Annotated in this window: 9 protein-coding genes; 4 read left to right on the forward strand and 5 right to left on the reverse strand. The window is 63.6% G+C overall.

The features are described from left to right. Positions 1–35 precede the first annotated feature (35 nt). Entirely contained in the window at positions 36–581 is a 546-nt protein-coding gene (locus KM295_RS10530; protein ID WP_256029910.1) for a universal stress protein, read from the forward strand. 74 nt (positions 582–655) lie between these two features. Then, on the forward strand, positions 656–1,084 hold the full coding sequence (locus tag KM295_RS10535) for a universal stress protein (RefSeq protein ID WP_256029911.1): 429 nt from the start codon (positions 656–658) through the stop codon (positions 1,082–1,084). Positions 1,085–1,133: 49 nt separating this feature from the next. On the opposite strand, the gene KM295_RS10540 is transcribed toward KM295_RS10535, so the two are convergent. Further along, positions 1,134–2,519, reverse strand: a complete 1,386-nt coding sequence (locus KM295_RS10540; RefSeq protein ID WP_256029912.1) for an FAD-binding oxidoreductase — start codon at positions 2,517–2,519, stop codon at positions 1,134–1,136. A 93-nt stretch (positions 2,520–2,612) separates the two neighbouring features. Here KM295_RS10540 and pyrE point away from each other — a divergent pair, with 93 nt between their 5' ends. Further along, a complete protein-coding gene (gene pyrE / locus KM295_RS10545; RefSeq protein ID WP_256029913.1) occupies positions 2,613–3,143 on the forward strand; it encodes an orotate phosphoribosyltransferase in 531 nt (176 codons plus the stop codon). A gap of 40 nt (positions 3,144–3,183) precedes the next feature. On the opposite strand, the gene KM295_RS16860 is transcribed toward pyrE, so the two are convergent. The 3 genes from KM295_RS16860 to KM295_RS10555 all read right to left on the reverse strand — a co-directional run bounded on the left by KM295_RS16860 (position 3,184) and on the right by KM295_RS10555 (position 5,970). Further along, positions 3,184–3,291, reverse strand: a complete 108-nt coding sequence (locus tag KM295_RS16860) for a zinc ribbon domain-containing protein (RefSeq protein ID WP_272494373.1) — start codon at positions 3,289–3,291, stop codon at positions 3,184–3,186. A 65-nt stretch (positions 3,292–3,356) separates the two neighbouring features. After that, complete coding sequence (locus KM295_RS10550; RefSeq protein ID WP_256029914.1) at positions 3,357–3,518, reverse strand: hypothetical protein; 162 nt, start codon at positions 3,516–3,518, stop codon at positions 3,357–3,359. Positions 3,519–3,624: 106 nt separating this feature from the next. Next, positions 3,625–5,970 carry a heavy metal translocating P-type ATPase gene (locus tag KM295_RS10555; protein WP_256029915.1) on the reverse strand — a complete coding sequence of 782 codons (2,346 nt, stop codon included), beginning with the start codon at positions 5,968–5,970 and terminating at the stop codon, positions 3,625–3,627. Positions 5,971–6,121: 151 nt separating this feature from the next. Between KM295_RS10555 and KM295_RS10560 the strand changes: the two genes are divergently transcribed. Then, positions 6,122–6,367, forward strand: a complete 246-nt coding sequence (locus tag KM295_RS10560) for a hypothetical protein (RefSeq protein ID WP_256029916.1) — start codon at positions 6,122–6,124, stop codon at positions 6,365–6,367. Positions 6,368–6,497: 130 nt separating this feature from the next. Here the strand turns inward: KM295_RS10560 and KM295_RS10565 are convergent. Beyond that, the coding region (locus KM295_RS10565; protein WP_256029917.1) for a PAS domain S-box protein at positions 6,498–8,744 on the reverse strand (2,247 nt) is incomplete at its 5' end.

Here is an 8,744-nt window from a genome sequence, read left to right on the forward strand (position 1 = left end):
CACATATAAACCGATACGGCGAATATTCGTACTCGATGATACTCGATTCGCTCCTGTCCCGTGGCCGCCCCCGGGACGGAACCGTGCGAACCGCCGGCGACGAAGGGTCGTTCGACCGGGTTCTGTTGGCCGTCGACAGCGAGCCCGATCCGGCGGTGATCGGGACCGCCCTGTCGGTTGCTGCCGCGTTCGACGCCGAGGTCCACGCCCTGTCGGTCGTGCCGATGAACGCCGGCGTCGATCACTGGGATATCGTGGTCGAACGGCGGGAAGCCGCCGCCGAAGACGCGCTCGATCGGGCCGACGAAGCCGCCGCCGTCCCCGTGACGAAGCGGCTCCGGTACGGCGAACCGGCCGAGGAGATCGGCCTGTATGCCGACCACAACGACGTCGATCTCGTCGTCGCCGGCGAGCCGGACCGGACCGGGCTCGCCCGGTTTCTCACCCCGAAAAGCGTCACCGAATCGCTCCGTCGCTCCGTCTCGCTGCCCGTTCTCGCGGTTCCGGCCGCCGGCGAACCGGCGAACGGCCGAAGCCGCCCCCTCCAGTCGTCAAACGGCGCGGTGCCGGGCGACGACTGACCGCGGGGAACGCGCCGTGCGGACGGTCCGATACCCCCATGGGAAATTATATATCCCGGCTCCGGAGACCGGCTATGGAGTGTGATCGAATCCTGGCGCCGACCGACGGGAGCGATCCCTCGGCTCGGGGCCTTGAGCGCGCGATCGATCTGGCCGAAGACTTCGGAGCGACCGTTGATGCGCTCTACGTCGTCGACGAGGGCGATCGGCCGGGCGACTGGGATATCGTCGTCGAAAGACAGGAAACGGCCGGGGAGGCCGCCCTCGATGACGCCGAATCGCGAGGAGCGGCCGCCGGTGTCGACGTCGAGAAACACCTGCGCCGCGGACGGCCCGCCGAGGCGATCCTCGCGTTCGTCGACGAACACGGCATCAACCTGATCGTCATGGGGACCCACGGCCGGAGCGGCTTCGACCGGATCAGACACGCCGGTAGCACGACCGAACGGGTACTCCGGGAGGCGACGATCCCGGTGGTTGCGGTGCCGCCCGGATTGCGTTAGGGGCTACCGGTCCGGCATCGAACTGCTGTTCCGTGCTCGGAACGTCCGTTCAGGACTCCTCCGGAAACATCTTTCCGGGGTTGAGGATATCGTCCGGATCGAAGGCGTGTTTGACCCGCTGCATGAGATCGACCGTCCCCTCGGTGTGTTCCTCTGAGAGGAGCTCGCGCTTGCCGACCCCGATCCCGTGTTCGCCGGTCGCGGTACCGCCCTGTTCGATGGCGTATCTGACGATCTCGTTGTAGACCGCTTTGCCGCGTTCGTACGCCTCCGGGTCGTCCGAATCGACCATCACGGTGTAGTGGATGTTCCCGTCGCCCGCGTGGCCGAAACACGGGATCAGGAGGTCGTGTTCGTCCTCGAGCGTCCCGATGTGTGCCATCAGGTCGGCGAACTGGCTCATCGGGACGGTGACGTCCCCGGGGGTAAGCGGCGTGAGGTCGGGATCGTACGGTTCCAGCGCCTCGGCCATCTCCTCGCGGATCTCCCAGAGTTCGGCCATTCCCTCCTCGGACTCGGAGATCTCGATCTCTACGGCGCCGTGCTCGGAGACGATCGACCGGAAGAACTCGATCTCGCTCTCGATGTTGTGTTCGGCGTGGAACTCGACGAACATCATCGGCGCGTCCGGGAAGTCCGCATCGAGGTACGCGTTCGTGATCTCGGCGCTCAACGCGTCGATGAGTTCGATCTTCGCGACGTCGACGCCGGACTGGATGACGTCGGAGACGGCCGCCGAGGCCGCCGTCCGGTCCTGAAAGATCACCCGACCGCCGTGGATCTGTTTCGGGATCCCGGCCAACTCGAGGGTGATCTCGGTCATCACGCCGAGGGTTCCCTCGCTGCCGACCAGCAGGTCCATGAGGTTGTAGCCGCTCGAGGTTTTGGCCGCCCGGCTCCCCGTCTCGACGACCGTGCCGTCCGCCAACACGGCCTTGATCCGGAGCACCCAGTCGTGTATCTCGCCGTATTTGACCGTCTGCATGCCGCTGGCGTCGTTTGCGACCATTCCGCCGATCGTCGATATCTTCCCCGAGGAGGGAAGCGGCGGGAAAAACAGCCCGTGATCGTTCACCGCTTCATCGACCGCCGAACCGAACACGCCCGGCTGGACGTCGATCTGGAAGTCATCGGGCCGGACGTCGACGATCGAGTCCATCCGCGATACGTCCAGACAGATCCCGCCCTCGGCGGGCACGGGGTTGCCCTCGAGGCTCGTGCCGGCGGCGTACGGCGTGACGGGGATCCCGTGTTCGGACGCCGTCTCCATGATCGTCACGACGTCAGCGGTCGACTCCGGCCAGACGACGACGTCCGGGACCGTCCCCTGCTCGGGGTCCGTCCCCCAATCGAAGCTTCGCTCCTCCAGGATGGATACCCCGGTCGACAGTTTCTCGTCGTTTAGGCCCGCTGCCCTGAGTTTCGCAGACACCATGATACCGACACGGTCGCAGAGGGCTAAAAGCTTGGTCACTGACCCGCCCCGGCGATCAGAATCTTTTTTTCGATACGGCGGGTGAGACGGATAATGTCCGATATCGCAGACCGAATCGAGGCGTCCGGCGCAATAAAGCGAGGGGAGTTCGAACTCTCGAACGGGTCGATCGCCGATTACTACATCGACAAGTACGTCTTCGAGACCCAGCCGGACGTACTGAGCCGGATCGCCGACGGGATCGCCGCCCGGATCGATCCCGACGAGGTCGACGTCATCGCCGGGCCGGAACTCGGGGCGGTCCCGCTCGTCACGGCTGTCTCGCTTCGAACCGGGATCCCCTCGGCGTATATCCGGAAGGATCAGAAGGACTACGGAACGCAGGCCCGCATCGAGGGTGACATCGGCGAGGGGGCGCGGGTCGCGATCGTCGAGGACGTGACGACGACCGGCAGCACCATCATCGAGACGGCCGAGCTGATCGAGGAACTCGGCGGCATCCCGCGACACCTCATCGTCGTCGTCGACCGCAACGAGGGCGGCGAGGAGAACGTCCGCGAGGCCGGCTACGACCTCGAATACCTCGTTCAGGTCGGCGAGGAACTCGAGATCGAGGACGTCTGATACTGTCGTCGAGACGTCTCGCTGTCGGTACTTTTTGCCGTTACTCGATCTCCAGTCGCCGGCCACAGTCCGGACAGGTCTCCTCGAGGACCGTGACCTGTGCGTCACACTCCGGGCAGAACGCCCGGTAGCAGGCTCGATCCCCCATGCCGGGTAGTACCGGGCCGAGAACAGAAAACGTCCGTCGGCCGGGCGGTTCGGACGGGGCCCACGCTACTCGACGATGTACGACTGGTGCTCGCCGCGGGTGCGGACGTCGGCGAACTGGTGGCGGGTCGCGTCGCCGACGGCGCCCGCAAACGACACCTCGACGTCGCCCTCCCCGTACACCTCGTTGGCGCCCACCAGATCGTACTCGGCGAGCGCGTCGGCCATCGCTTCAGGGATCGCGCCGTCGGTCTCGAGATCGACGATGAGGTGTCGGTCGGTGAAGCCGCTGTCGCGAACATCTTCGCCGCCGTGCCGCGGACGCGACGGCCGTTTACAAATCGCGCTCGAGGAACCGCTCGGGATCCATCCGCGAGAGCCGCATGGCGTTGCCCGTGACGCCGAGGCTCATCCCCATATCGCCGACGACGACGGCGGCCGCGACGCTGACGTACCCGAACGGTACGCCGACGGCGAGCAACAGCTTCACGCCCAGGCTGCTCCAGATGTTCTGTCGGATCACGCTGTTCGCCTTATGAGAGAGCGCATAGAGGTACGGCAGTTTCTCGATGTCGTCTCCCATGAGCGCGATGTCGGCCGTCTCGATGGCGGTGTCGGTGCCGGCCGCACCCATCGCGACGCCGACCGAGGCCGTCGCCAGGGCGGGGGCGTCGTTGACTCCGTCGCCGACCATCGCGACGTCGCCGTGTTCGGCCTCCAGTTCCTCGATCGCGGCGACCTTCTCGTCGGGCAACAGCCCGGCCCGGTACTCGTCGATCCCGAGTTCCCCGGCGACCGCCCGGGCGGTCCCCTCGTTGTCGCCGGTGAGCATTACCAGCGGTGTGACCCCCAGCCGATGGAGGTTCTCGATCGCCCGTTCGGCGGCCGGGCGGATCTCGTCGGCGATCCCGACGATACCGAGCAGGCAATCGGCGGTCCCGACGAGCACTACCGTCTTTCCGTCGCGCTGCATCGCGTCGATCGTCGCCGCACTGTCGGCTGTCCCTTCCGGAACCGACGCCGCGACCCCGCCGTCGGCGCGTGTCCCTCCCCCGCTCTCGCCGAGCTCGAACCCCAGCTCCTCGAACAGCCCGGGATTCCCCGCGTAGTAGGTGGTTCCCTCTATAGTGCCCCGGACGCCCTTCCCGGTAATGCTCTCGAAGTCGGAGACCTCGGAGAACTCGATGCCGCGTTCCTCGACCCGTTCGCGGACCGCGTCGGCGATCGGGTGTTCGCTCCGCCGCTCGAGCGCCCCGGCATACCGGAGTACGTCCTTTTCGGCGACGTCGCCGACGGGAACGACGTCCGTCACCCCGAGTTCGCCTTTCGTCAGCGTGCCCGTCTTGTCGAAGGCGATCGCGTCGACCTCGCCCATCGCCTCGAGGTGGTTGCCGCCCTTGATGAGGACGCCGTTGCGCGCCGCGGCGGTCACGCCCGAGGTGACGCTGACCGGCGTCGAGATGACGAACGCACACGGACACGCGATGACCAGAAGCGTCAGCCCCCGGACGAACCAGGTCAGCCAGTCGCCGGCGAAGGTGTGTGAGTACCCCGCGAATCCGACGGCGACGCTTCCGTCGATCAAAAGCGGGGGGACGGCGGCGGTCAGGATCGCCAGGACCACCACGCTCGGCGTGTAGTAGCCGGCGAAGCGGTCCACGAACCGCTCTTTGTCGGTCTTTTCGGCCTGTGCCTCCCGGACGAGATCGATGATCCGCGAGAGCGTCGATCCCTCGTCGGTCGTCGTCGCCTCCACTTCGAGATAGCCCGCCTCGTTGAGCGTCCCCGCGTACACCTCGTCGCCGTCGGCCTTGTCGACCGGCGTGCTCTCGCCGGTGATCGGGGACTGATCGACCGCGCTCGTTCCCGTCCGGACGATCCCGTCGACGGGGATCTTCTCGCCCGGCCGGACGGCGACGGTTTCGCCGATCCCGACCTCCTCGACCGGGACGGTCACCTCCTCGCCGTTCCGGACGACGGTCGCCTCGTTGGGCGCCAGTTCCATCAGCTCGCGCAGCGAGTCCCGCGTCCGGTCCATCGCGTACTGTTCGAGCAGCTCGGCGATGCTGAAAAGCACCGCGAGCGTCGCCGCCTCGACGAAGAGCCCGATCGCGGTCGCGGCGAGGATGGCCGTCCCCATCAGCAGGTCGATATCGAGACTCAGGTTCCGTGCCGAGTAGTAGCCGCCCCGGACGACCGGTACCCCGCTCGTCAGGACGGCGACGAGGAAGGCCACGTCGGCGGCGGATAGCTCGAAAAGCGGCGTCACGACGACCGTCGGGTTTGCTCCGGCGAGGAACTCGACGACGAGTCCGCCGACCAGGAAGGCGGCGCCGATCCACGTCCAGATCGCCCGGTCGCCCGTCCAGACAGAGGATGGGGGCGCGATCCCGCCCTCTCCGTCCGTCCCGTCGCCGCTTTCGGATCCGTTCGTCACCTCGTAGCCGGCGCCCTCGATCGCCGCGATCAAGTCTGTCTCGCCGATCCGGTCGGGGTCGTACGTCACCCTGGCGGTCCCGGCGGTCGGCCGGAGGTCGGCTTCTTGGACGCCGTCGACGCGCCCGAGGCTCGAGTCGACCTTCCCGGCACAGGAGGGACAGTCCATCTCCGGGACCGAGAACGTGACGACCGCTCCCGGGGGCTCGTTGCCGGCGTCCTCGCCCTGCTCGCTATCGCTCATTACCGCGCCCTACGATGCCGTCCCGGATACGTCTTTCTTGGAATATTCCAACTCCTCCGCCGTTCCCCCGATCAGAGCGTCGTTGCCACGCCCTCCAGCGATCGGTTTCCTGCGATGTATCGCTCGGCCAGGTGGACACGACAGTGTTTTGATGCCTCCGGCCGACGACCGTGATACGATGTTTCCGGAGAGCGACACCGGCGTCTACGTGACGTCCGGCGTCTTCGCCCTCGTCGTCTTCGCCGTCGCGGTCACCGTCGCCGTCGGGTGGACCGTACTCGATCTCACGGCCGGGACGCTCCTCACGCTCAGCCTCGGTTTCCTCCTGTTTATTGGGGTCTACTTCGTCTCGCTGGTCGTCTACCGCGAGATCGACCGCCGGGAACGGGCCGAGTGATACTGTCGGCTGTAATCGCTTCAACGTCGCTCTTTTTTGATCCGGTGAAACAGCTATCGGCTGCATGCTGTCGACACCGACTGGCTTGCAGGATCGAAAAGACATATACGGCACATCAGATGCGACTGTACTACGGAAGTTCAACTCTGACGATGTTTCCAGTCGGTGACCGCTGCTCAACAGTAACACTACCACCCGCTTGAGCTATGATCAGCCTAATAACCCACATCCCGAGGCCGCGCCCGTGGTATAGTGGCTCCTCTCTCACCCCGTCTACGAGTATGCTCCGCTCCATGTCGGGGATCCGTGGCCCGTTATCAGCAACCTCAATACGAACCCCTGTCTCAGTCCGAGCGGCAGTAACACAAACATCGGGCGACTCGGAACCGTTGTGAACGATGGCGTTTTCCACAAGCTCCCTAAGCGCTTGAGCCAAGTCTGTCGTCGTTCGAGCAGTCATCCCAGTGGGACACTCAATCGTGACGGTGGCCTCCGGATACTCCGATATTGTTTTCGAGATGACCCGTTCTAAAACTGCCTCGATGTCAAGCGGTTTTTGAATCGGCTCACCCCGTAGCACGTCGGCCAGTTTCTGTTCTTTCTCGGTCAATCCGAGCAGCTCATCGCTCACCTCTATTATCCGGGTAGCATCCGTTGCAACTGATCCCGATGTCTCCGCACAGATCGCCTCAGCTCGTCCCCGAACCACGTTCAGAGTATTGCGCAAATTGTGCCGTAATACCCGTCCAAGCAGTTCTACGTGCTTCTCGCGTTCTTTGCGCTCGGTGATATCCTGTTGGGTGCCGAGGTATCGGATAAGGGTCCCGTCATCGTCGTAAATCGGGGTGACAGTCAGGCGGTTCCAAAATTCGGTACCGTCCTTCTGGTAATTGCGCAACGTAGTGGTGATCGGCTTCTCAGCAGCAATCGCTGTCCGAAGAGCGGTAACCGCTTCGGAGTTGGTATTCTGGCCCTGAAGAAATCGGCAGTTCCGACCAAGCGCTTCCTCCTCAAGATATCCGGTCAACTGTTCGTAGGCGGTGTTGACGAAAACGAGTGGGTTGTCCTCTTCAGATGGTTCTGCAAGTGTGATTGGCACTTCTGTGTTGTCAATAGCCTGTTTAAAAATGCGGAGTTCTCGCTGCCGCTCTCGAGTCTCAGTAACGTTTCGTGTCGAACCAGCGATGTACTCCACGTCTCCATCGATTATTACCGGCGCAATTCTGGTCTTCCAGTACGTCGGGTGGGCGTCGAACTGAAGCTGCTCTTCGTATTCAATCGGTTCCTGACGCCGGACACACTCGCGGTATCGTTGTGCTACCCTGCTCCCTTGCTCTTTACCGAGTAATTCACGCGGCGTTTTTCCGTGGGTTGAATCAGGCGATATCCCCGTCGCGTCTTCCCAGGCCCAATTGACCCGCTTGATTGTTAATTCATCACCAACATCGACCAAGAACAACGGCCCCTGTGTGTGCTGGAACAGCGTCTCGATCTGTTCGAGTTCCTTGCGGCGCTCACGACGCTCGGTAACGTCTTGAACCGTGCCTCGAAGCGCCGTCACCTCGCCGCTGGACGTGGCTGGGGTAATCGTCACGTCTACGACACGCTGGCCCCCTGCCGCTGGCTGAATCCGCCATGTGCCTTGGACCTGTTGTCCGGTCCGAGCGGCGCGGTCAACGGCAGCTCGGACTTCGGGTCGGTCATCCGGGTGATAGATGTCGATCGTTCCATCCAGCGAAAGGTCAGCATCTTGTGGGAGACCGGTGATCCGACTGGCACCGGCGGTTATATTCAGTTCGTTGGCCTCGAGATCGAGTTCCCAGCCGCCAGTGTTGGCGGTGGCCTCAGTCAATTCCACCAACTCCTCCCGTTGAGCGAGTTCATCTCCGGATTCTCGCGGTTGAACAGTGTTTTCGATACGATTTACCAGGAGTTGATACTGCTCAGGCCCGGATGTTGTCCGGAAGTAATCGGTTGCACCGGCCGAGATAGCCTTATTGATGACATCCGCGCCAGCATCGGTGGTGAGTAGAATAAACGGCAACTCGGGGTATTCATTACGGAGCTGTTGCAGAAACCCGGTGCCGTTTTGTCCGAGCATATCACGGGTAGAGAGGACACAGTCCGGGGGGTAGTTCGCGATCATATCAAGTCCCTCAGCGGCGCTCGTAGCCGTCTCAACGAGAACATAGTCAACTTCACGGTCGAGAGCCGCCGCGGTCAGATCCCCACTGTTCGGCTCGGTATCGACATGGAGGACACGTATCGACTGAGCCATGGTATACCATGAGTTATTTATCAAGAGCGTGTCATAGAAAGCCTCCCAAGGGAGGCCGCAGGGTTTGGAAACTGTGTCCAGCAGTACCAACGCCCTGCA

Origin of the sequence: Natronomonas aquatica (genome assembly GCF_024449025.1) — an archaeon.
In the GTDB taxonomy this organism is placed as follows: domain Archaea; phylum Halobacteriota; class Halobacteria; order Halobacteriales; family Haloarculaceae; genus Natronomonas; species Natronomonas aquatica.